Source organism: Variovorax sp. Varisp85 (genome assembly GCF_047304045.1).
Classification (GTDB): domain Bacteria; phylum Pseudomonadota; class Gammaproteobacteria; order Burkholderiales; family Burkholderiaceae_C; genus Variovorax.
The window spans coordinates 1-20,726 of sequence record NZ_JBGLYN010000099.1; the positions used below are offsets into that span (position 1 = coordinate 1).

General features: G+C 68.5%; 24 protein-coding genes and 1 pseudogene. 10 read left to right on the plus strand and 15 right to left on the minus strand.

Going from position 1 to position 20,726, the window contains the following annotated elements; all coding sequences use genetic code 11:
• Positions 1 to 162 (plus strand): annotated as a pseudogene (locus ACCC97_RS27055) (peptidoglycan-binding protein); the annotation flags it as partial.
• Between the two features lie 88 nt (positions 163 to 250).
• Here the strand turns inward: ACCC97_RS27055 and ACCC97_RS27060 are convergent.
• A complete protein-coding gene (locus ACCC97_RS27060) occupies positions 251 to 1,675 on the minus strand; it encodes an FAD-binding oxidoreductase (protein WP_007838724.1) in 1,425 nt (474 codons plus the stop codon).
• Between the two features lie 74 nt (positions 1,676 to 1,749).
• Here ACCC97_RS27060 and ACCC97_RS27065 point away from each other — a divergent pair, with 74 nt between their 5' ends.
• The 4 genes from ACCC97_RS27065 to ACCC97_RS27080 all read left to right on the plus strand — a co-directional run bounded on the left by ACCC97_RS27065 (position 1,750) and on the right by ACCC97_RS27080 (position 3,841).
• The gene (locus tag ACCC97_RS27065) at positions 1,750 to 2,250 is read left to right on the plus strand and encodes a DinB family protein (RefSeq protein WP_042674434.1); all 501 of its coding nucleotides are present in this window, start codon (positions 1,750 to 1,752) and stop codon (positions 2,248 to 2,250) included.
• Between the two features lie 14 nt (positions 2,251 to 2,264).
• Positions 2,265 to 2,858 (plus strand): cob(I)yrinic acid a,c-diamide adenosyltransferase, encoded by a 594-nt coding sequence (locus tag ACCC97_RS27070; protein ID WP_056600109.1) that lies wholly within the window; start codon positions 2,265 to 2,267, stop codon positions 2,856 to 2,858.
• Positions 2,855 to 3,214: a hypothetical protein gene (locus tag ACCC97_RS27075; RefSeq protein ID WP_413336048.1), complete on the plus strand. Its 360-nt coding sequence runs from the start codon at positions 2,855 to 2,857 to the stop codon at positions 3,212 to 3,214. Before ACCC97_RS27070 ends, ACCC97_RS27075 begins: the two co-directional genes overlap by 4 nt.
• A gap of 111 nt (positions 3,215 to 3,325) precedes the next feature.
• Positions 3,326 to 3,841, plus strand: coding sequence for a class IV adenylate cyclase (locus ACCC97_RS27080; RefSeq protein ID WP_007836808.1), 516 nt, complete (start codon positions 3,326 to 3,328; stop codon positions 3,839 to 3,841).
• On the opposite strand, the gene ACCC97_RS27085 is transcribed toward ACCC97_RS27080, so the two are convergent.
• Complete coding sequence (locus ACCC97_RS27085; protein ID WP_042673987.1) at positions 3,842 to 4,480, minus strand: GDSL-type esterase/lipase family protein; 639 nt, start codon at positions 4,478 to 4,480, stop codon at positions 3,842 to 3,844.
• A 231-nt stretch (positions 4,481 to 4,711) separates the two neighbouring features.
• Here ACCC97_RS27085 and ACCC97_RS27090 point away from each other — a divergent pair, with 231 nt between their 5' ends.
• Positions 4,712 to 5,185 carry an RcnB family protein gene (locus ACCC97_RS27090; RefSeq protein ID WP_413336050.1) on the plus strand — a complete coding sequence of 158 codons (474 nt, stop codon included), beginning with the start codon at positions 4,712 to 4,714 and terminating at the stop codon, positions 5,183 to 5,185.
• Between the two features lie 60 nt (positions 5,186 to 5,245).
• Here the strand turns inward: ACCC97_RS27090 and ACCC97_RS27095 are convergent, their stop codons facing one another.
• Positions 5,246 to 5,506: a hypothetical protein gene (locus tag ACCC97_RS27095; RefSeq protein WP_007836814.1), complete on the minus strand. Its 261-nt coding sequence runs from the start codon at positions 5,504 to 5,506 to the stop codon at positions 5,246 to 5,248.
• 127 nt (positions 5,507 to 5,633) lie between these two features.
• Positions 5,634 to 6,578 (minus strand): CysB family HTH-type transcriptional regulator, encoded by a 945-nt coding sequence (locus ACCC97_RS27100; RefSeq protein ID WP_413336052.1) that lies wholly within the window; start codon positions 6,576 to 6,578, stop codon positions 5,634 to 5,636.
• 169 nt (positions 6,579 to 6,747) lie between these two features.
• Between ACCC97_RS27100 and ACCC97_RS27105 the strand changes: the two genes are divergently transcribed.
• On the plus strand, positions 6,748 to 7,350 hold the full coding sequence (locus ACCC97_RS27105) for a TetR/AcrR family transcriptional regulator (protein ID WP_413316180.1): 603 nt from the start codon (positions 6,748 to 6,750) through the stop codon (positions 7,348 to 7,350).
• 217 nt (positions 7,351 to 7,567) lie between these two features.
• Positions 7,568 to 8,491, plus strand: a complete 924-nt coding sequence (locus ACCC97_RS27110; protein WP_413336054.1) for an alpha/beta fold hydrolase — start codon at positions 7,568 to 7,570, stop codon at positions 8,489 to 8,491.
• 15 nt (positions 8,492 to 8,506) lie between these two features.
• Here ACCC97_RS27110 and minE read toward each other — a convergent pair whose 3' ends face one another.
• From minE to ACCC97_RS27135, 5 genes are all read right to left on the minus strand, one after another.
• Positions 8,507 to 8,779 (minus strand): cell division topological specificity factor MinE, encoded by a 273-nt coding sequence (minE, locus tag ACCC97_RS27115; protein ID WP_007836823.1) that lies wholly within the window; start codon positions 8,777 to 8,779, stop codon positions 8,507 to 8,509.
• Positions 8,780 to 8,781: 2 nt separating this feature from the next.
• Complete coding sequence (minD, locus tag ACCC97_RS27120) at positions 8,782 to 9,597, minus strand: septum site-determining protein MinD (protein WP_007836825.1); 816 nt, start codon at positions 9,595 to 9,597, stop codon at positions 8,782 to 8,784.
• 64 nt (positions 9,598 to 9,661) lie between these two features.
• Positions 9,662 to 10,420 (minus strand): septum site-determining protein MinC, encoded by a 759-nt coding sequence (gene minC / locus ACCC97_RS27125; RefSeq protein ID WP_007836826.1) that lies wholly within the window; start codon positions 10,418 to 10,420, stop codon positions 9,662 to 9,664.
• Between the two features lie 130 nt (positions 10,421 to 10,550).
• Complete coding sequence (locus ACCC97_RS27130; RefSeq protein ID WP_413336056.1) at positions 10,551 to 11,834, minus strand: solute carrier family 23 protein; 1,284 nt, start codon at positions 11,832 to 11,834, stop codon at positions 10,551 to 10,553.
• A gap of 91 nt (positions 11,835 to 11,925) precedes the next feature.
• Positions 11,926 to 12,348 carry a hotdog fold thioesterase gene (locus tag ACCC97_RS27135; protein ID WP_007836828.1) on the minus strand — a complete coding sequence of 141 codons (423 nt, stop codon included), beginning with the start codon at positions 12,346 to 12,348 and terminating at the stop codon, positions 11,926 to 11,928.
• A gap of 92 nt (positions 12,349 to 12,440) precedes the next feature.
• On the opposite strand from ACCC97_RS27135, the gene ACCC97_RS27140 reads away from it, so the two are divergent.
• The gene (locus ACCC97_RS27140) at positions 12,441 to 13,766 is read left to right on the plus strand and encodes a hypothetical protein (RefSeq protein WP_007836829.1); all 1,326 of its coding nucleotides are present in this window, start codon (positions 12,441 to 12,443) and stop codon (positions 13,764 to 13,766) included.
• Positions 13,767 to 13,776: 10 nt separating this feature from the next.
• On the opposite strand, the gene ACCC97_RS27145 is transcribed toward ACCC97_RS27140, so the two are convergent.
• The 4 genes from ACCC97_RS27145 to ACCC97_RS27160 are packed head-to-tail and all read right to left on the minus strand — an operon-like array spanning position 13,777 to position 18,298.
• On the minus strand, positions 13,777 to 14,559 hold the full coding sequence (locus tag ACCC97_RS27145) for a crotonase/enoyl-CoA hydratase family protein (protein WP_413336058.1): 783 nt from the start codon (positions 14,557 to 14,559) through the stop codon (positions 13,777 to 13,779).
• A gap of 25 nt (positions 14,560 to 14,584) precedes the next feature.
• Positions 14,585 to 16,387 (minus strand): feruloyl-CoA synthase, encoded by a 1,803-nt coding sequence (locus ACCC97_RS27150; protein ID WP_413336060.1) that lies wholly within the window; start codon positions 16,385 to 16,387, stop codon positions 14,585 to 14,587.
• Position 16,388: 1 nt separating this feature from the next.
• Positions 16,389 to 17,345: a 3-hydroxyacyl-CoA dehydrogenase NAD-binding domain-containing protein gene (locus ACCC97_RS27155; protein ID WP_413336062.1), complete on the minus strand. Its 957-nt coding sequence runs from the start codon at positions 17,343 to 17,345 to the stop codon at positions 16,389 to 16,391.
• Positions 17,346 to 17,377: 32 nt separating this feature from the next.
• Entirely contained in the window at positions 17,378 to 18,298 is a 921-nt protein-coding gene (locus tag ACCC97_RS27160) for a 3-keto-5-aminohexanoate cleavage protein (protein WP_413316172.1), read from the minus strand.
• A 128-nt stretch (positions 18,299 to 18,426) separates the two neighbouring features.
• Here ACCC97_RS27160 and ACCC97_RS27165 point away from each other — a divergent pair, with 128 nt between their 5' ends.
• Positions 18,427 to 19,134, plus strand: a complete 708-nt coding sequence (locus ACCC97_RS27165) for a Crp/Fnr family transcriptional regulator (RefSeq protein ID WP_056600148.1) — start codon at positions 18,427 to 18,429, stop codon at positions 19,132 to 19,134.
• A gap of 17 nt (positions 19,135 to 19,151) precedes the next feature.
• Here ACCC97_RS27165 and ACCC97_RS27170 read toward each other — a convergent pair whose 3' ends face one another.
• Together ACCC97_RS27170 and ACCC97_RS27175 are read right to left on the minus strand one after the other, a co-directional pair.
• A complete protein-coding gene (locus ACCC97_RS27170; RefSeq protein WP_007836838.1) occupies positions 19,152 to 19,853 on the minus strand; it encodes an ABC transporter ATP-binding protein in 702 nt (233 codons plus the stop codon).
• A gap of 85 nt (positions 19,854 to 19,938) precedes the next feature.
• Positions 19,939 to 20,685, minus strand: a complete 747-nt coding sequence (locus ACCC97_RS27175) for an ABC transporter ATP-binding protein (RefSeq protein ID WP_413336065.1) — start codon at positions 20,683 to 20,685, stop codon at positions 19,939 to 19,941.
• Between the last annotated feature and the right edge of the window lie 41 nt (positions 20,686 to 20,726).

Sequence of the window (20,726 nt, forward strand, 5' to 3'; positions counted from 1 at the left end):
GACGCCTTCAACCAGATGGTGCGTTCGCTGCGCAACTACAAGGCGCAGACGGTGCGCGGCCAGGGCCTCGGCGGCGGCGGCCGGTTGGGCGTGGATGGCGGTGCGGCGCCGTCGCAGACCTATGTTCCGGCGGAGCAGGCACCGGCACGCCGCCGCAAGTAAGCGCGCTCGCCGGTCGCATCGTCGACAAAAAAAAGCCCGGGGCTCTCGCGAGCCGCCGGGCTTTTTCACGGGGCATCGCCCGAACGGATCAGAGGCTGAAGATCTTCCCGGGGTTCATGATGTTCTTCGGATCGAGCGCGCGCTTGATCGTGCGCATCATGTCGATCGCGCCGACGCCCGCCTCGGTCACCAGGAAGTCCATCTTGTGCAGCCCCACGCCATGCTCGCCGGTGCAGGTGCCTTCGAGCGCCAGCGCGCGGCTCACCAGCGCATGGTTCAGCGCCTCGGCCTTCACGCGCTCTTCGGGAATGTTCGGGTCGAGCAGGTAGCCGAAGTGGAAGTTGCCGTCGCCCACGTGGCCGACGAGGAAGTAGGGGATGCCGCTCGCATCGGCCTCGGCCACCGAATCGAGCAGGCAATCGGCCAGGCGCGAGATCGGCACGCAGGTGTCGGTCGAAATCACGCGGCAGCCCGGGCGCGACTGCACGGCTGCGAAGTAGCTGTTGTGCCGCGCCGTCCACAGCCGCGTGCGTTCTTCCGGCGTGCTGGCCCATTCGAAGGCGTTGCCGCCATGCCCGCTGGCCAGTTCCTGCACCGTCTCGGCCTGCTCCTTCACGCCGGCCGGCGAGCCGTGGAATTCCATCAGCAGCATCGGCTCTTCGCGCAGGTTCAGCTTGGCGTAGGCGTTCACCATGCGCACCGTGTTCACGTCGATCAGTTCCACGCGCGCGATCGGCACGCCGAGCTGGATGGTCTCGATGGTCGTGCGCACGGCCGCCTCGATGCTCGGGAACGAGCAGATTGCCGCCGACACCGCCTCGGGCAGCGGGTAGATGCGCAGCGTGATCTCGGTGACCACGCCCAGCGTGCCTTCGCTGCCCACCATGAGGCGCGTGAGGTCATAGCCGGCCGAAGACTTCTTCGCGCGCGTGCCGGTGCGGATGACGTCGCCCGCGGCCGTCACCACTTCGAGCGCCAGCACGTTCTCGCGCATCGTGCCGTAGCGCACCGCGTTCGTGCCGCTGGCGCGCGTGGCCGTCATGCCGCCGATGGACGCGTCGGCCCCCGGGTCGATGGGGAAGAACAGGCCCGTGCTCTTGATCTCTTCATTGAGCTGCTTGCGCGTGACGCCAGGCTGCACCGTCACCGTGAGGTCGTCGGCGTTGACCGACAGCACACGGTTCATGCGCGACACGTCGATGCTGATGCCGCCCTGCACCGCCAGCAGGTGGCCTTCGAGCGAGGAGCCCACGCCGAAGGGGATGACCGGCACGCTGTGCTCGCTGGCCAGCTTCACCGCGTCGGCCACGTCCTGCGTGTTCTCTGCGAACACCACGGCGGCTGGCGGCGGCGCATCGAAGGAAGATTCGTCGCGCCCGTGCTGCGTGCGCACCGCCATGGCCGTGGAACAGTTGGCGCCGAAGCGCGCCTTCAGTCCGTCGATCAGGGCCGCAGGCACGTCGCGCAGATGAAGCTCCGGCATCAGGTGCGAGGTGGAGGTCGGGGCGTTCATCGTGTGTCTCCTGGCAGCGTGAGGGTGATCGGCCATTCTACGGAGCGCGCACCATAATGCGCTTCGGAAAAAACATGAACCCCACGACCCTCAGCGCTCTCGCCGCCTTCCCGTCGCAGCTGGAAGCCCACTACGCGGCCATTCCCACGGCCTTCCGGCATTGGGCGCCGCCCTCGTGGGAGGGTGTGCCCAGCGAGGCCTTCACCGCCATCGAGCAGCTCTGCCACGTGCGCGACATCGAGATCGAGGGCTACCACGTGCGCTTTCGCCGCACGCTGCAGGAGACGCATCCGACGCTGGCGTCGATCGACAGCGAGCCGCTGGCCATCGCGCGTGCATACGGCACGGCCGACGCGGCGAAGGTGCTGGCCGACTTCCGCATGGCGCGCGTGCAGACGATGGAAATCATCTCCAGCCTGAGCGACGCACAGCTCGCGCGCACGGCCGTGTTCGAAGGCTACGGCCCGCTCACGATGCGCAGCCTCATCCACTACCTCTGCAGCCATGACCAGCAGCATCTTGCGGGCCTGCAATGGCTCGCGGGCAAGATAGACGCCTCGACCGTCGAGCTGTAAAAACAGGAGCCACCATGGGCAACCGACTTTCCCAGATCGCCACCCGCACCGGCGACGACGGCACCACCGGCCTCGGCGACAACACGCGCGTGCCGAAAGACCACCTGCGCGTGCACGCGATGGGCGACGTGGACGAACTCAACTCGCAGATCGGCCTGCTGCTGTGCGAGCCCATGCCGGAGCCCGTGCGCGAGCTGCTGGTCGACGTGCAGCACCAGCTCTTCAATCTCGGCGGCGAGTTGTCGATGCCGGGTTTCACGCTGCTGAAGGCCGATGCGCTGCTGCAGCTCGACAACGCGCTGGCCGAGCACAACGCCGCGCTGCCGCGCCTTGCCGAATTCATCCTGCCCGCGGGCACGCGCGCAGCCTCGCTCGCGCATGTGTGCCGCACGGTGGCGCGGCGGGCCGAGCGTGCGGTGGTCGCGCTCGGTACGGCGGCCGAACTCAACGACGCACTGCGCCAATATCTCAACCGGCTCAGCGACCTGCTCTTCGTGCTCGCGCGCGTGCTCAACCGGATGGACGGCGGCGACGACGTGTATTGGAAGAGCGAACGCATGGCACGCGCGGCCGCAGCGGAAGCAGACGACACCAAGGAGACTCCATGAAACTCTCGAATACCTTTCGCACATCGTTCGTCGCGGCGATGGCCGCCGCACTGTGGCTGCCGGTGGGCGCGCAAGCCCAGAGCGCAGACAACCCGCCGCAGGCCCGACGCGCTCACACCATCAAGTCACCCTCGCGCAGCGGCAAGGTCGTGGGCAGCGTGCAGCGCGGCACCGACGCCGCGGGCCGCAGCGTCAACCGCGCGGATGCGGCCACGCGGCGCGGCGTCAACAACGTGTCGGAGAAAGCCAGCCGGCCGGTGCGCAACGTGGGTGAGGCCTTCGGCCGCAAGCTCTCGCCGGGCTCGAGCGGTCGCGCGGCGCCGCCGTCCGTGGGGCCGCAGGGCAACGCGCCTTGACCGCCAATCCAGGAACACCGTGGAACCGGCTTTGCCGGGCCACTGGTGTTGCCCCCGGAAGGGGGGTGGCGAAGCGACACGAAGTGCGCGAAGCCTGGGGGAGAGCCTGATATGGCAAGAAACATCGAAATCAAGGCCCGCATCGACAGCGTGGAACGCGTGGCGCGCATCGCCGAGACGCTGGCCGACCACGGCCCCGTCGAGATCGCGCAGGACGACACTTTCTTCCGCTGCGCCGACAGCGCTGACCGCCTCAAGCTGCGCACCTTCGCGCCTGGCCGTGCCGAGCTGATCTTCTATCGCCGCGCCAACAGCAGCGGCCCGAAGGAATCGTTCTACCTGATCACGCCGTGTGCCACGCCAGACGTGCTGCGCGAATCGCTCGCGCTCGCGTGGGGGCAGGCGGGCCGCGTGCGCAAGCAGCGCCGGGTGTTCATGGTCGGCCGCACGCGCGTGCACCTCGACCGCGTGGAAGGCCTCGGTGAATTCCTCGAGCTCGAGGTGGTGCTGGAAGAAGGCGAATCGTCCGAGGCCGGCATCGCAGAAGCGCATGCGCTCATGGCGCAGCTGGGCGTGGGCGCCGACCAGCTGGTGCTGGGTGCCTACGTCGACTTGCTGAACGCCTGATCAGCGCCAGCCCGCGGCCTTGAGCTGCTCCGCCAGCAGCTGCGCGACCTTTTCATAGCCTCGTGCATTGGCATGGATGCGATCGGAGCGCAGCGACGCATCCGACAGCACGCTCGAATACACGTTCGCCACGAGCAGCGCCTGCCCCGACTTCGCGATCTCTTCGTAGAACGGCGCATCGCTGAGCGAGCCGATCGCCGCGCGCATGGCGTCGGGCGCCGGCGTGGCCAGCAGCGCGACGTATGGCGTGTGCGCCCGCGCTTCACTGACCAGGGCCGCGATGTTGTCGCGCGTGGCCGCGGCCGACATGCCGCGCAGCATGTCGTTGCCGCCGATGCCGATCAGGATCGCGTCATAGCTGCCCGCGCCCAGCAGCCCTGGCAGGCGTTGCAGCGCGCCATCCGAGGTGTCGCCGTTGATGCCTGCGTTCTCGATCTGCCAGCCCGTGAGCTCGCCCAGCTTCACGGGCCACGCCGCATTGGGCGGCGCGCCGTAGCCGTAGGTCAGGCTGTCACCCAAGGCCAGCACGCGGGCATCGGATTTCAGTGCGGCGGCCGAGCCCCTGCGCTTGCCGCAGGCCACCAGAGCGGCCATGGCAGGTGCGCTGGCCAGCAGGTGGAGGAGGTGTCTTCGCTTCATGTGGCGCGCAGCTTAAACGCCGCTCGCAGGGCGCAGGCGCTTGTCCCTTGCCAGTGAATGGAGGAGGGCAGCGGCACTCGTGCGAGAGGCTCGACGCGCCTCCTTGAAGGACAAGGCGCCGCGCGGATACCGGCGCTTACCGGACTTCACCTGTCCGCGACCCGAAGCGTCCGTAGCGGACACATGCGCGGCCCACAATGAATTCGTCATCAACGCATGAAGGATTTCCAGATGATCACCAATTCAAAGAGCATGGCCGTCGTCGCTGCAGCACTCGCGATGTGCATGGCGGCGGGGAGCGCTTTTGCGCAGGACCGCCACGGCGATGGCCGTCCGGGCGACGGCCGCTACGAACAGCGGGATCAGCGCGACCAGCGTGACCAGCGTGACCAGCGTGACCAGCGTGACCAGCGTGACCGCAACTTCGACCGGCACGGTCCGCAAGGCGGCTACTACCGCGGCAACCAGGACTTCCGCGACGGCCGCCAGTTCGATCGACGTGGCTTCCCGCAGCCGCACGCCGAATGGCGCCGTGGCGGCCGCGTGCCGGCCGAGTACCGTGGCCGCAACTACGTGGTGCAGGACTGGCGCGCCTACCGCCTGCAGCAGCCGCCGCGGGGCTACCAGTGGGTGGGGGTGGGCGGTGACTTCGTGCTCGCGGCGATTGCCACCGGAGTGATCGCGAACATCATCGCAGGCCAGTAAACAAACGTCGTTCTTCGCAACGGACGAGCGCCGCAGGCCGCGCGGCTTGCGGCGTTTTTTTCAGACCAGCGCAGTGGGCACCGACTGGGCGCAGACGTTGCGCCCGGTGATGGTCAGCCGAAGGCCGCCACCATGCCATTCGAGCCAGTTGAGGCTCACGTACGCGTCGATGTCAGCATCGTCGATGCGGTCTGCCTGGCGGCTTTGCAGCAATTCGACCGTTGCAGGCAATGCCCGTCTCAACCGCTCGCGCCGTTCGGCTGCATCGGCCGCCTTGAGGGCGGCCCTTGTTTGCTGTTGCTGCTGCGAGGTCGATGCCATTGCTGATCCGTTTCCAGGAAGCCAGGGAATTAATCAGAATGTACGCTCCCTGTGTGAAGCTGCATGCTTCTTTTTAAACCCCCCTGCCGCCTGCAGTACACACCGCGCAACAGCCGCTGGACAAGGCCTAGATTTCGTAGTGCGAGGCCCCGGCATCGTCGCCCAATGCCTTCTCCACCACGGCGCGCGTCAGCGTCGGTGCGAACGACTCGATGAAGGCGTGGACGTACTTGCGCAGGTAGGTGCCGCGCCGCACCGCGAGCTTGGTGAGGTTGATGCCGAACAGCCGCCCCGCGTCGAGCGCGCGCAGCTGCGTGTCGCGCTCGGCCTCGTAGGCCACGCCGGCCACGATGCCCACGCCAAGGCCCAACTGCACGTAGGTCTTGATCACGTCGGCGTCCATCGCGGCGAGCACGATGTTGGGCTGCAGCCCGCGCTGCCCGAAGGCCTCGTCGATGCGCGAGCGGCCCGTGAAGCCCGTGTCGTAGGTGATCAGCGGATAGCGCGTGAGCGCGTCGAGCGTCAGTGGTGCATCGAGCAGCGGGTGCCCCGGCGGCACTACCACGGAATGCGTCCAGCGGTAGCAGGGCAGGGCCACAAGCTGCGGGTAGTCGCCCAGTGCTTCCGTGGCAATGCCCACGTCGGCCTCGCCGTCGAGCAGCATCTGCGCGATTTGCTTGGGCGAGCCCTGGTGCAGGTGCAGCTTCACGTTCGGAAACTGCGCGCGGAATTCCTGCACCGCCACCGGCATCGCATAGCGCGCCTGCGAGTGCGTGGCCGCCACCGAGAGCAGGCCGCTCTGCTGCGCGACGAACTCCTGGCCCGCGTGCTTGAGGTTGCTGCTCTCCATCAGCATGCGCTCGATGATCGGCAGCACGTGCCCGCCCGGCTCGGTGAGCCCCGTGAGCCGCTTGCCCGCGCGCACGAAGAGTTCGATGCCGAGCTCTTCCTCGAGCTCGCGGATCTGCCGGCTCACGCCGGGCTGCGAAGTGTGAAGGGTGTGGGCGACTTCGGTCAGGTTGAAGCCGCAACGAACGGCCTCGCGTACCGAGCGCAGTTGCTGGAAGTTCATCTGGCGCGAGAAGAGTCATGGAGCCCCGGCTGGGGCCGACCGCGGATTCTCGGCACAAGGGCTCGTTCGGGGAACGATGCGTTTGTTGGTTTCACATGAGCAAAACATCTTTAAGGCACTCCAGCAGGGCTTGTTTGCAATTTCGCACGAGTGTGCTAAAGTTTGCGGCATGGACGCCAAGACCCAGAAAAGCGAACTCACCCGCACCGCCATCGTCGGCGCGGCGATGAACCTTGCGCTGGCCGAAGGCCTGGAGGCGATCACGCTGCAGGCCGTCGCGAGCCGGCTGGGCCTGTCCAAGAGCGGCGTGTTCTCCCGCGTGGGTTCGCGCGAGGCGCTGCAGAAGGCCGTCATCGAGGAGTACGGCCGCGGCTTCCTGGCCGAGGTGTTCGTGCCCGCCATGCAGAAGCCGAAGGGCTTGGCGCGGCTCAACGAGATCGTCGCGCGCTGGATCGCCCGCACGCGCGATGTCGAGATGCACACCGGATGCCTCTACATGGCCGGTGCCTTCGAGTTCGATGATCGCGAGGGCGAGCTGCGCGACATGCTGTTCGACGAAATCACGCGCTGGCGCGCCGCGCTGCGCCGCACCGTGCTGCAGGCCATCGAGACCGGCGAACTCAAGGCCGACACCGACCCCGCGCAGCTCGTGAGCGAGCTCAACGGCGTGACCATGACCCAGTTGCACGACGCGCGCTTCCTGCGCGATCCACAGGCCGCCGAGCGCGCCGTGCAGACCTGGCAGCGGCTTCTTTCCAGTTATCTCGCCTGAGCCGGCCACGAAGCAGGCCGTCCTCGACGTTTCCATTTGCCAGAATTTCGCACGGATGTGCGATAAAAAGGAGAAGCACCATGCTGATCATCGCCCTCTTTCTCGCCGCCTATGCGGCCGTCCTCGGCGCGAAGGGCTTGCGCGACACCCTGCGCAGCCTGCCTCGCAGCAACCGCGACTGGGTCTGGTACTGAACGCCCGGAAGGAACGCCGCGCCATGACGACCACTTCCACGCCGGCCGCCGGCCATGCCGCGCAGTCGAACTACTACCGGCCCAGCCGCACGATGCGCGCGCTGCGCTTCGGCCTGACCACCTCGCAGCGACTCTGGCCCGCACTCGGCGTGCGCGCCGCGTATCGCCTGTTCGGCACGCCGCTGCCGCCCAAGTGGCTCTATCGCGGGCAGGGCCCCGGCGCGGAATGGCGCCGCGAGGGCTGGGCCTTCGAGGACGCGGGCGTCGGCATCTACCACCTGGCCGCGCAGGACTCGGGTGCGGAGTCGGCGCCCGTGGTGCTGCTGGTGCACGGCTGGGGCGGGCACGCGGGGCAGATGCTGCCGCTCGCGCAGGCCGTGGCTGCGGCAGGGCTGCGGCCCGTGCTGCTCGAGCTGCCGGCGCATGGCCGCAGCGCGGGCACGATGAGCAACTCGCCGCAGTTCGCACGCGCCATCGCCTACGTGGCAGCCCGGCTCGCGGCCGATGGCCACGCGTTGCGCGCCGCCGTCGCGCATTCGCTGGGCGCCAACGGGCTCGCTCTTGCGGCGGCGCGGGGCCTTCCGGCGCAACGCCTCGTGCTGCTGGCGCCGCCTGCTTCGCCGCGCGAATACACGCGCTACTTCGCGCACACCTTCGGCCTCAGCGAAGTCACGCGGGGGGCGATGCAGCGGCTGTTCGAATCGCGTGAAGGGGTCCTGATGGCGCAGCTGGAGCCGGCCGCCGTGGGCCCGCGCATCGTGCAGCCGACGCTGATCGTGCACGACCGAGACGACCGCGTGAACCGCTTCGCCGATGCCGAGGCCTACCGCGATGCGATCCGCGGCGCGCAGCTGGCGGCCACGCAGGGGCTCGGGCACCGCCGCATCCTCCAGGCGCCGGAGGTGCTCGAGCAGGTGCTGCGCTTTCTTGCGGACCCCGTGCGCTGAGGTCCGCGAAACCCGTCAGCGCGCCGGCGCCGGGTCGGGCAGCTCGATCTTGATGTCGAGCACTTCGAGGTTGTCCTGGGTTTCCAGGTGCACCTTGATGTCGTCGGCGTTGATCGACACGTACTTGGAAATCACCGCCACCAGCTCGCGCTGGAGTTCGGGCAGATAGTCGGGGCGCTTCTTGCCGCTGAGGCTGGAGCGCTCGTGCGCGAGGATGATCTGCAGGCGCTCTTTCGCGACGCTTGCAGTCTTCTTCTTCTCGCCAAGCAGGAACGAGAGAAACGACATGCCTACTTGCCTCCGAAGATCCGCTTGAAGAAGCTGGGCTTCTCGGCGTCGACGAAGCGCATCGGCTTGTCCTCTCCGAGGAAGCGCGCCACCACGTCGCTGTAGGCCTGCGCCACGTCGGTTTCCTTGTCGTGGATCGCGGGCACGCCCTGGTTCGAGGCATGCAGCACGCTTTCCGACTCGGGGATCACGCCGATGAGCTTGATGCGCAGGATGTCCTGGATGTCTTCCAGCGAGAGCATCTGTCCGCCCGCCACCCGGTTCGGGTTGTAGCGGGTGATCAGCAGGTGCTCCTTGATCGGGTCGCCGCCTTCCTTGGCGCGCTTGGTCTTGCTGCTGAGCATGCCCAGGATGCGGTCCGAGTCGCGCACCGAGGAGACTTCGGGGTTGGTGACGATCAGTGCTTCGTCGGCGAAGTGCATGGCCATCATGGCACCGGTCTCGATGCCCGCCGGCGAGTCGCAGACGATGTAGTCGAACTCCATCGCGGCGAGGTCGGTCAGCACCTTCTCGACGCCCTCCTGCGTGAGCGCTTCCTTGTCACGCGTCTGCGAGGCGGCCAGCACGAACAGGTTGTCGCACTGCTTGTCCTTGATGAGTGCCTGGCTCAGGTTGGCTTCGCCCTGGATGACGTTGATCAGGTCATACACCACGCGGCGTTCGCAGCCCATGATCAGGTCGAGGTTGCGCAGGCCCACGTCGAAGTCGATCACCGCCGTTTTCTTGCCCGCGAGCGCGAGGCCCGACGCGAAGCTGGCGCTCGTCGTCGTCTTGCCGACGCCGCCCTTGCCCGAAGTCACCACCACAATTTTGGCCATGGCCATTCCTTCTTGTTTCGATTCAGTTGTTGGTTGTCAGGATCGCCGCGTTCCGTGAGGGGGCTCAGGGAATCGGGTCGATCGCTATTTTTTTGCCGTCCAGGCGCACCTGGGCCGATTTTCCCAGCACCGTGTCGGGCAGCGCGACTTCGTTGGTCCGGTAGATGCCGGCGATGGCCACCAGCTGCGCTTCCATGCAGGTCGAGAAGATCCGCGCCTCGGTGTTGCCGCGTGCGCCGGCAATGGCCTTGCCTCGCAGCGGTGCGTACACATGCACGTTGCCGTCGGCGATGACTTCGGCGCCGAAGCTCACCACCGCGGTCACCACCACGTCGCCGCCACGGGCGTAGACCTGCTGGCCCGAACGCAGCGGCTTGTCGATCAGCAGCGTGCCGTTGGCCGGCACCGGCACTTCGCGCACGATCTGCGGGGCTTCCGATGCGGGCGCCTCGGCCGGCGGCGCCGGGGCACGGGGCGCGGGGGCCGCGGGCATGGCCGCCACCGAGAGGCCTGCGGCGCGCGCCGCGGCGTTCTGCCCGGCGTTGCCGCCGCGCACTGCGATGGGTTGGGTCTGGTGGCGCGCCAGCAGGCCGCGCAGGGCGGCGAAGTCGAGTTCGCCCTCGCCTTGCTCTTCCTGCAGCAGCGAGAGATCGATCACCACCGGCTCCTGCTCGAAGAAGTCGGGCGAATCGGCCAGCTGGGCGTCGAGCGCCTCGGCCAGCACGTCCAGGTCGGACGTCTTGAGGATCACTGCGATCAGCGGCAGCGTGGCGCTCTTGAATTCGAAAACCGCCTTGGTGCGCGCGGCGGAGACATCGGCCATTGGGAAAACGTCGGTGCGAAAAGCGTTGGAGTCTAACGGGCGCGGGCCAAACCCCAATGAACAGGCCCTGCTTCAGGCCCCCGGGAGAACACTTCTTTCACGAGGTTGCACTTTTCCGGGGTGCCTTGCGTCAGTTCTTCGAGCGCCCCAGCAGCGCGTAAAGAAGGATCGCGCCGAAGGTCGCGGTGCCGATGCCACCGAGCGCGAAGTCGCCGAACTTCAGCGTGAAGTCGCCGGTGCCGATGATCAGCGTGATGGCCGCGACGATCAGGTTCCTGTTCTGCGAGAAGTCGACCTTGTTGTCGACCCAGATCTTGGCGCCCGCGATCGCGATCAGGCCGAACACCACGATGCTCACGCCGCCCATCACCGGCAGCGGAATCGCCTGGATCAGCGCGCCAAACTTCGGGCTGAAGCCCAGCACCAGCGCGATGAGCGCCGCCACCACGAACACCGCCGTCGAGTAGATGCGCGTGGCCGCCATCACGCCGATGTTCTCGGCGTAGGTCGTCACGCCCGTGCCGCCGGCCGCGCCGCTCACCACCGTGGCGATGCCGTCGCCGATGAAGGCGCGGCCCATGTACGGGTCGAGGTTGCGGCCCGTCATGGCCGTCACCGCCTTCAGGTGACCGAGGTTCTCCGCCACCAGGATGATCGCCACGGGGGCGATCAGCAGCATCGCGTTGGCCGTGAACACCGGCGCCGTGAAGGTCGGCAGGCCGAACCAGGCCGCACTGGCGATGCCGCTCAGGTCGACCGGCTTGCCCATGCCCAGGATGTTGGTCAGCATCGCATAGACGATGGTGGCCAGGACCAGCCCGACCAGGATCAGCAGGCGCTGCAGCATGCCGCGCGTGAACACCGCCACCAGCCCCACGCAGAGGAAGGTCACGGCCTGCATCCACGAGTCGAAGTTGCTGGCCGCCATGTTCTTGATCGGCACGCTCGCGAGGTTGAGCCCGATCACCGCCACCACCGCGCCCGTGACCACCGGCGGCATGACGCGCTCGATCCAGCCGGTGCCAATGGCTTGCACCAGCGCCCCGATCAGGATGTACACCACCCCGCAGGCCACGATGCCGCCCAGCGCCACCGCAATGTTGGCGTTGGGCCCCTTGCCCGCGTAGCCGCTGGCCGCGATCACCACGCCGATGAAGGCGAAGCTCGAGCCCAGGTAGCTGGGCACCTTGCCGCCGGTGACGAAGTAGAAGATCAGCGTGCCGATGCCGCTCATCAGGATCGCGATGTTGGGGTTGAAGCCCATCAGGATCGGCGCCAGCACCGTGGCGCCGAACATCGCGATGACGTGCTGTACGCCCATGGCGCCGGTCTGCAGCCAGGGCAGGCGCTCGTCGGGCGCGATGACCGCGCCGTTGGCCAGCGCGGACGCGGGCCTTTCAGTCCACTTGAACATTGCTTTCATCTCCTCTTGTTGGTGGGGCGTGATTGTGGTCGATGAATCCCGGCCTGAACACCGCCGCAAGAGAAGAAGGAAAGAGCGGCGCTCAGCGCGCCTGCAGCACCGCCATGGTGATGCGCGACACGCAGGTCAGCTCGCCCGCCTCGTTCGTCAGCTCGATCTGCCAGACCTGCGTGCTGCGGCCGCGGTGCACCGGCCGCGCCGTGCCGATGACCCAGCCGCTGGTGACGGAGCGGATGTGATTGGCATTGATGTCCAGGCCCACGGCGCGGTCGCCCTCGGGCGCCGAGTAGTGCGCGCCGCAGGAGCCCAGCGTCTCGGCCAGCACCACCGACACGCCGCCGTGCAGGATGCCGTAGGGCTGGCGGGTGCGCTCGTCCACCGGACAGCGGGCGCGGATGAAGTCGTCGCCCACCTCCAGGAATTCCATGCCCAGCGCGGAGACGGCGGTGCCGACGTGGTTGCGGGTGAGCTCCTCGACGGAGACTTCTTTTTTCCAGATACGCATTCGGTACTTCCTTCTTGCCTGTAAAAGGGGACTCAAAACTATAGCGATGGCGACTGACAAACCGAGTCGCCTTTGCGTGCTAGCTTGCACCGATGAAGCACCCCGTCCGCCGCTGGCTCCTGGGCATCGCCGCAGCGCTGCTGCTGGGCGTGGGCGCGCTGGTGTGGGTGGTGAGCGTGCGCCTGCCCTCCGACGAAGAGGTGGCCGCGAAGATCGCCGAAGGCTTCGAGAAGCGCTTCGGCGTTGCCCTGAAGGTCGGCGGGGCCCACTGGTCGCTGCTGCCGGTGCCCGTGCTGGCGCTGTCCGAGATCGCCACCGACCAGCCGCGTCCCATCACCCTGCGCCGCCTGACCCTGCGGCTGAAGCTCGCGCCGCTGCTGCAGCGCATCGTTGCCGTTGACGATCTCGAGATCGAAAGCCTGGTGCTGCCGCGCGCCTCGGTGCGGGCGTTCCGGGGCAAGGGCCCCAAGCCGCAGGAGGACAGCGGCAATCTGGTGGCGCTGCCCGCGCCGTGGACGCTGGCCCCCGTGCCGCTGGCACAGCTGCGCTGGCGCGACGTGGTCTGGATCGACCGGCGCGATATTGCGCTGGCCTACGACGGCGACATCCGCTTCGACCCCGGCTGGCGCCCGCGCCAGGCCCGGCTCGAACGGGCCGGCGCCGCGACGCTCACGCGGCTTCGGCTGGACCGCCTGGACGGGCAGGACCGCTGGCGCACCCGCATCGAGGTGGGCGGCGGCACGTGGAACGGCGTCGCCCGCCTCGAGACGCCGCCCGGCGGCAAATTGCGGGTGTCGGCCGAGCTGGAGCCGCGCCAGGTCGACATCGAAAGCCTGGTGCAGGCCTTTGGCCGCCGCACTTCGGTGGCGGGCAAGGTCTCGGGCCATACCACGCTCAGGACCGAGGCCGGCGATGCCGAGGAACTGGGCGCGCTGATCCGCGGCCTGCACACCCGCACCACCTTCTCGGTGCAGCCCGCCATGCTCACGCGGCTGGACGTGGCCAAGGCCGTCACCACCGCCGGCATCAGCCGCGGAGGCACCACCGCGCTGGACGAACTCAGCGGCACGCTCGACACCCAGGGTACCGAAGACGGCGTGGTGATGCAGTACAGCAACCTCAAGGCCCGTTCCGGGGTGCTCACCGCGAGCGGCAACCTGAAGCTGTTCAACCGCAGGCTCGACGGCGAGATCGCGGTGGACCTCGTCGACGGCGTGGTCGGCGTCCCGCTCAAGGTGAGCGGCACCATGAGCGACCCCGAGCTGTCGTTGACCGGCGCTGCGCTCACCGGCGCGGCCATCGGCAGCGCGGTGCTGCCGGGCGTGGGCACGGCGATCGGAGCCCGGATGGGGCAGCAGGTGGAGAAGCTGTTCGGCGGCGGGAGCGAGCCGAAGAAGAAGGCCGCGCCCAGGCGCTGAAGCCAGGCGCTCAGCGCCCGAACTCGCCGTGGCGGCCGGCGCCTCTTGCGAAGCGCGCGGCGCCGGCTTCGCCCTCGGCGAAGACCATCGGCACGCCCAGCGCGCCTTCGCGGCGCAGCGCTTCGGCCAGCGGCAGGTCCCATTGTTCGTAGGCGCTGCGGCGGTCGGCCAGCATGCATTGCTGCGGGAACCCAGCGAGCTGGCGGGCCAGTTCCTGCGCGGCGGCCAGCGCGCCGTCCGGTGGCGTGACGCGGTTGACGAGACCCATCGCCAGCGCCTCGGCCGCGCCCACTGCACGGCCCGAAAGAATCATGTCGAGCGCGCGGCCCATGCCCACGATGCGCGGCAGCCGCACCGTGCCGCCGTCGATCAGCGGCACGCCCCAACGGCGGCAGAACACCCCGAACACCGCGTCCTCGTCGGCCACGCGCAGGTCGGCCAGCAGCGCGAGTTCGAGGCCGCCGGCCACCGCGTGGCCGTTCACCGCCGCGATCAGCGGCTTCGACAGCGCCATGCGCGTCGGCCCCATCGGGCCGCTGCCGCCGCCTTGGGGATCGAGCTCGTTGCGGCGGGCCGGGTCGCCCACGGCCGAGAGATCGGCACCCGCGCAGAAATTGCCGCCCGCGCCGGTCAGCACCGCGACGCGCAGCGCGTCGTCGACCTCGAAACGCTCGAAGGCTTCGCGCAGCTCGGCGGCCATGGGACCGTCGACGGCGTTGCGCTTGTTCGCGCGGTTCAGCGTGATCGTGCACACCGTGTCTTCGATGTCGTATGTGACGTGCTGCATGGCCATGTCTCCTAGGGGCGGGATTCGGGGTTCAGCCCGGGCGCACCACCTGCGCGTCGCCGGACGCATGCAGCCGCGCCACGTCGGTCGCGCGGCGCGTCAGCACGGCGCGCTGGTTGATGTAGCCCTTGTCGGTGATCTCGCCCGCGTCGAGGCTCGGGGGCTCGGCCAGCACCAATGCGCAGGCCGGGCATTGCGAGGAGCCCGCGCCTTCGTCGCGCAGCGCGCGCAGCATGCCAGCGATGCGTTCGCGCAGGGCATCGGGCGCGAGCGCAGCGCCTTGCGGGCTGGGAAACACCAGCATGCCGATCTCGTCGCGGTCGTGGCCGGTGAGCACCACGTCCTGCGCATGCGGCGCGAGCAGCGACACCAGCTTGACGCGCAGCGTGCCCACCGACACCCAGGTGCCGCTCGAGAGCTTGAAGTCTTCCGCCACGCGGCCGTTGAAGATCACGCCCTGCGCGGGCTGCGCCGGGTTCGCGAGGAAGCCGGCGTCGCCGATGCGGTAGTAGCCCTCTTCGTCGAAGGCCTGCGCCGTCTCGCGCGGTGCATCGCGATAGCCCGGAAACACCGAGACGCCCTTCACGCGCATCTCCAGCTTCTCGCCGTTGGGCACGAACTTCAGCTCCAGCCCGGGCAGCGGCGCGCCGATGCAGCCGGCGCCGTCGAGCTTCCAGTGTGCGGAGGTGATGGCGGGCGAGGTCTCGGTCGCGCCCCACGAGGTGGTGAGCCACAGCGGCCGGGTAGGGCGTACGCGCGCAGCCACCGCTTCGAGCCGCTGCCAGGTGGAAGGCGCGAGCGCCGCCGCCGCGTAGAAGGCCAGCCGCAGGCGCGAGAACACCTCGGCGGCCAGCGCGTCGTCGGCTTCGAGAAAGGGCAGCAGCATGTCGAAGCCGCGCGGCACGTTGAACAGCAGCGTGGGCTTCACCTCGCGCAGGTTGCGCACCGTCTTCTCGATCAGGCCCGGCGCGGGCCGGCCCTCGTCGATGTAGAGCGCGCCGCCGTGGCACAGCACCATGTTCAGATTGTGGTTTGCGCCGAAGGTATGGCTCCAGGGCAGCCAGTCGACCAGCACCGGTGCTTCCCGCGTGAGGAAGCGCCAGGTCTGCGCCATCATCTGCTGGTTGGCGCAGAGCATGCGGTGCGTGTTGATGACGATCTTGGGCTTGCCGGTGGAGCCTGAGGTCAACAGGTACTTGGCGTGCGTGTCGGGCAGCACGTCGGCGAAGGCCTGCATGACGGCGGGCGTTTCCTTCGCCGCGAGCAGCCGCTCGAACGCCATCGCACCGGGATGCGCCTCGGCGTTGCGGCTGAACACGGTGACCGCCTCGACGCCGCAGCCGGCGAGCGAGCCGCCGTACACCTTCGCATCCGATGCGTAGATCAGCCCCGGCTTCAGCGCCTGCAGCATGCCGTGCAGCCGCGACGGGTCTTTCGCCATGCGCGAGTAGGCGCTCGACAGCGAGCACGCGGTGCGGCCGATGTGCATGGCGGCCAGCATCAGCACCGCGTGGTCGATGGCGTTGTCCGACAGGATCACGACCGGCTGGCCCTGAGGCAGGTTCATGTCGAGCAGCGCCTGGGCGACGGCGCCCACGGCGTGACGCAATGCGCGGTAGTCGAGCTTGCGCCAGCCTTCGCCTGTTTCGTCGCGCTCGGCGAAGGCCAGTGCGTCGGGTGTCTCATGCGCCCAGCGCTCGATCCATTCGCCGATGCAGCGCGCATAGGGCTTCAGCGCCATTGGCGAACGCAGCGCGAAGGAGCCATCGTCGAAGTCGATGCGCACCGTGCGGGGCGGGGCGATCAGGTTTTCGTCTTGGAGGAAGTCGGTCATTTCAATCGAGTCTGCCGGTGTTGCTCTTGGCGCGAATCAGGTCTAACAGCAGGGTGTCGCGGGCGGCTTCGAGGTCGGCCGTGCGTCGAGTGCCCAACTCCTCGGACACGCCTTGCACCACCTTCTGCCTGAGCTCGGCCGTCATCGACGGCGCACCCAAGTCTTTCCACCAGTCCTCGATCGGCCCGCCCAAATGCGCGAGCAGGTGCTCGATGCCGCCCGCGCCGCCCGACAGATGCAGGTTCATGAACGGCCCCATCACCGCCCAGCGCAGGCCGGGGCCGTGGGCGATGGCCGTGTCGATATCGGCCACGCTCGCCACGCCTTCGTTGACCAGGTGGAACGCCTCGCGCCACAGTGCGGCCTGCAGCCGATTCGCGATGTGGCCTTTCACCTCGCGCTTCACGTGGATCGGCCGCTTGCCGATGGCCGCGTAGAAGGCCATCGTGCGTTCGATGACCTCGGCCGAAGTCTGCTCGCCGCCGATGACCTCGACGAGGGGAATCAGATGCGGCGGGTTGAACGGATGCCCCAGCACCACGCGCTGCGGGTGCGCGCAGCCCGACTGCACGCCGCTGATCGCCAGGCCCGATGAGCTCGATGCGAGGATCGTCTCCGCTGGCGCAGCCGCATCCATGCGTCGGAACAGGTCGATCTTGAAATCCATGCGCTCGGGGCCGTTCTCCTGCACGAAGTCGGCCACGGACACCGCGTCTTCCAGGCTGTCGTGGAAGCGCAGGCGGTCCGCCGACGCGCCCTCGGCCAGCCCGAAGCGCTGCAGCGTCGGCCAGTGCTGCGCCACCGCTTCGCGCAGCCGTTCTTCCGCGCCGGGCGAAGGATCGATCGCGTTCACGTCGAGCCCGTGCGCCAGGAAGTACGCAGCCCAGCTCGCACCGATCACGCCGGTGCCGACCACCGCCACCCGCTTCACGTCCGGGGCAGTGCGGGAAATGTTCATCTGCGTGTCTCCGTTCATTGTTGTCGTGTCACTCAGCCCAGCGCGAACTCGGGCCGCGGACCGCCCGTGCGCGGCAGGCCCATGATCTGCCGCGCCTCGGCCGGCGTCGCCACTTCCATGTCGAGCTCGCGGATCACCCGCACGATGCGCTCGGTGAGCTGCACGTTGGTGGCCAGCTCGCCCTGGCGGAAGTAGAGGTTGTCTTCCAGCCCCACGCGCGCATGGCCGCCCAGCAGCAGCGCCGCGACGTTGGCTTCGAGCTGCGACATGCCGATGCCGCTCACGCCGAAGATCGCCCCCTTGGGCAGCGTGTCGACCATCATCTGCAGGTTGCGCGGCGAGTAGGGCATCGCGTTCTGGAAGTTGCGGTGCACGTTCATCACGAGGTTGATGAAGTAGGGCTCGTCGTCGTGGCCTTCGCCGATCAGCGTGGTCGTGTCCTGCAGGATGTGCGTGGGGCTGAACACCTCCCACTCGGGCTTGATGCCGCGCGCCTTCATGCCGGCGGCCAGTTCGCGCCCGCGCGTGATGGGCGTGTCCATCAGGATCTGCTTGCCCTCGAAGCTCAGGTTGAGCGTGGTGGCGTCGAGCGTGCACATCTCGGCGCCGGCGTCCATGCCCTTGATGCGTTCTTCCCACGCGATCTCCCAGCGCTCGCCGGCCAGCGGTTTCACCATGTCGCCGTGCACGCCACCGCCGGTGGAGTTGTTGAGCACGATGTCGCTGCCGAGCGCGCGGATGCGGCTGTTGATGTCGCGGTACACCTCGGCGTTGCAGGTGGCGCCGTCGTCGGGGCGGCGCGCGTGGATGGCCACCACGCTCGCGCCGGCGTTCCAGCAGCGCAGCACGTCGGCGGCGATCTCGGCGGGCTGCGTGGGCAGGTGGGGGTTCTGCGACTTGTGCGCCATGCCGCCGGTGGGGGCGATGGTCACGATCACTTTGCGCTTCGACATGGTCGGTGGCTCCTGGTGTCTTTCATGGGGGGCGCGCTATTATTTTTGGCTGCGCGGGCACACTCAGTCATCGCGACGACATTTGGGCTCAGGGTTTACGCACCCGCGCCTTCAGGAGCTTTCATTCCATGCCCACGACGAAGCCGGCCCCCCAGGCGGCATCGCTGACGATTCCGCAATTGCTGCAAGGCTCGGCCTGGTTCCCGCTGCTCGATGTGGCGGCGGGCGAGCGCGTGCTCGACGAGATGCGCGAGGTCGAGGTGGCGGCCGGCGCCGCGCTGTGCCGGCGCGGCGACACGCCGGTGCACTGGTACGGCACGCTCGAAGGGCTGCTCAAGTGGTCGATCACCTCGAGCGACGGGCGCTCGGTGACCTTCGGCGGCCTGTCGGTGGGCAGCTGGTTCGGCGAAGGCACGCTGCTGCGCGCGCTGCCGCGTTCGGCCGACATCATCGCGCTGCGGCCGAGCAGGGTGGCGCAGCTGCCGCTGGAAACCTTCGAGTGGCTGCACCGCACGCAGCGCGGCTTCGATCACTTCCTGCTGCAGCAGATCAACGAGCGGCTGCACTGGTTCATGGGCAACTATGCGGCGCACCGGCTGCTCGACACCGACAGCCAGGTGGCGCGCGCGCTGGCGGGGCTGTTCCACCCGTGGCTGCATCCGGGCAGCGAACCGCACCTGCAGACTTCGCAGGAGGAGATTGCGAATCTCTCGGGCGTGTCGCGTCAGCGGTGCAATGCGGCGTTGAACCGGTTGAAGGAAGCGGGGTTCCTGCGGATCGAGTACGGGGGGATCACCGTGATCGATCTTGAAGGGCTGCGGCGGTTCATCGAGTAGCGCCGGCTCCCCCGCCTTCACACGCCCAGCAATTCCTCCAGCGCCTGCGGCTCGGCGAGCAGATCCGCCGAGGCCCCATGCCGCACGATCTGCCCCTTCTCCATCACCACCGCGAGGTCGGTGTGCGCCAGCACCTTGCGGTAGTCGCGGTCGACGATCAGCGTCGCGATGCCGGTCGCGCGGATCTCGCCGATCACGCGCCAGATCTCGGCCACGATCAGCGGTGCGAGGCCTTCGGTGGCCTCGTCGAGGATCAGCAGGCGCGGATTGGTCATCAGCGCGCGGCCGATCGACAGCATCTGCTGCTCGCCGCCCGACAGCTGCTGGCCGCCGTGCGACAGCCGCTCCGACAGGCGCGGAAAGGTGGCCATCACGCGGTCGAAGGTCCAGTTGCGCCGGCCGTCGATGCCCGCGCGCTCGCTCATCACGAGGTTCTCGCGCACCGACAGATTGGGGAAGATGCCGCGCCCTTCGGGCACGTAGCCGATGCCCAGGCGCGCCATCTTCTCGGGCGGCAGGCCGGTGACGGTGCGGCCGTCGACCTGCACTTCGCCCGAGGCGGGGCGCACGTAGCCCATCATCGTGCGGATCAGCGTGGTCTTGCCCATGCCGTTGCGCCCGAGCAGGCCCACCGAAGTGGCCGTGGGAATGCCGGCGTGCACGCCGCGCAGGATGTGGCTGTTGCCGTAGTAGGTGTTGAGGTCGCGAACGATGAGCATCAGTGGTCTCCCGCCGGGCCGCCCCAAGGGAGGCCAGCGCCTCCTCGGGGGGCAGCGAATACACGAAGTGACGAGCGTGGGGGCATCAGTGTTCCTCGCCCAGATACGCGGTGCGAACCTCGGGCTTCTCGCGGATCTCCTGCGGGTTGCCGGTGGCGATGACCGTGCCGTTCACCATCACGGTGATGCGGTCGGCGATGCGGAACACCGCGTCCATGTCGTGCTCCACCAGCAGGATCGCGTGCGTGGCCTTCAGCCGCGCGAGCAGCGTGAGCATGCGGTCGGTTTCTTCGGCGCCCATGCCGGCGAGCGGCTCGTCGAGCAGCAGCACGCGCGGGTTGGTGGCCAGGCACATCGCCACTTCGAGCTGGCGCTGCGCGCCGTGGCTCATGGTGCCGGCGATGCGGTGCGCTTCGTGGGCGAGGCCGGCGGCTTCGAGCGCGGCGTCGGCCGTGGCGTTGCTGGTGGCGCAGTCCTGCGACGGCTGCCAGAAGGCCCAGGGCCTGGGCGTGGCGGCCTGCGCGGCGAGCCGGCAGTTCTCGTGCACGCTGAACTCCGGGAAGATGGTCGTGCGCTGGTAGCTGCGGCCCACGCCGTCGCGCGCGCGCTTCGACTGGGCGCGGCCGGTGATGTCCACGCCGTCGAGAGCGATGCGGCCTTCGGAGGCTTCGAGCTCTCCGGAAAGCATGTTGATCAGCGTCGACTTGCCGGCGCCGTTGGTGCCGATCACCGCGTGGACCTCGCCGACGTGCAGGTCGAGCGTGACGGCGTTGACGGCGGTGAGGCCGCCGAAGCGGCGGGTGAGCTTTTCGACGGACAGCAGTGCGTTCATGGTGTTGCTCCTTCCCCCTCTGGGGGAAGGTTGGGATGGGG